Annotated in this window: 1 protein-coding gene and 1 pseudogene; both read right to left on the minus strand. The window is 44.5% G+C overall.

Annotated elements, in window-relative coordinates:
* Positions 1-838, minus strand: an 838-nt coding sequence (locus tag A3766_RS02425; protein ID WP_068641599.1) for an NADH:ubiquinone reductase (Na(+)-transporting) subunit B, incomplete at its 3' end; no start/stop codon positions are given.
* Between the two features lie 2 nt (positions 839-840).
* Positions 841-981: pseudogene (locus tag A3766_RS29415) on the minus strand (NADH:ubiquinone reductase (Na(+)-transporting) subunit A); the annotation flags it as partial.

Genomic DNA, 981 nt, shown 5'->3' on the forward strand with positions numbered 1-981 from the left:
GCCAGGAAGCAATTTTGGTTGCAAGCAATGCAAAACCGCCAATCATAATCGCTAGCGTCGAAGTTTCACCAATTGAGCCCTGAATAAAGCCTAAGAACGCGTCGACCCATGAAACTGATTGGTTAAGACCTTCAATTCCGCTGGCTGCAACAATGCTTAGAGGCGTCGCGCCACTAAAGCCGTCGACAGCAGTCCAAACTGCGTCGCCCGAAATCTCGGCAGGGTATGCAAAGAACAAAAACGCACGACCAGTTAAGGCTGGGTTCAAGAAGTTCTTGCCTGTACCGCCAAAAATTTCCTTACCAACAACAACACCAAAGGAAATACCTAGAGCAACCTGCCACAAGGGGATATCAGCTGGAACGATTAAGGTAAATAGTATTGAAGTAACAAAAAAGCCTTCGTTAACTTCATGCTTACGCACGGTGGCAAACAACACTTCCCAAAAACCACCCACTACAAACACTGTCAGGTAGATAGGTATATAGTATGCTGCGCCATATACGAAGTTATGAAGAATATTTGACGCATCATGGCCAATGAAAAACATGCTATGCCAATCGGTTGGTATAGTACCCAGCCCAGCCGCTATAGCAGTATTTGCCTGGAAACCGACGTTCCAAATACCAAAAAACATAGCAGGGAATGCGCACAACCAAACCGTAATCATAATACGCTTAAGGTCGATACCATCTCTAACATGAGATGTGGTTTTGGTTACACTTGATGGCGAATAAAAAATGGTGTCAGCAGCTTCGTAAAGCGCATACCACTTCTCGTACTTGCCCCCTTTCTCGAAATGGGGCTCCATTTTATCTAAAACTGTTCTAAGTCCCATGATCAACCCTCAATTTCGATTCGAGTCAGATTCTCTCGTAGAATCGGACCGTACTCATATTTACCAGGACAAACATATGTGCAAAGCGCCAAATCTTCTTCATCTAGCTCTAAACAACCTAGAAGTTGTGCTTGCTCTGTATC

Source organism: Oleiphilus sp. HI0132 (assembly GCF_001635845.1).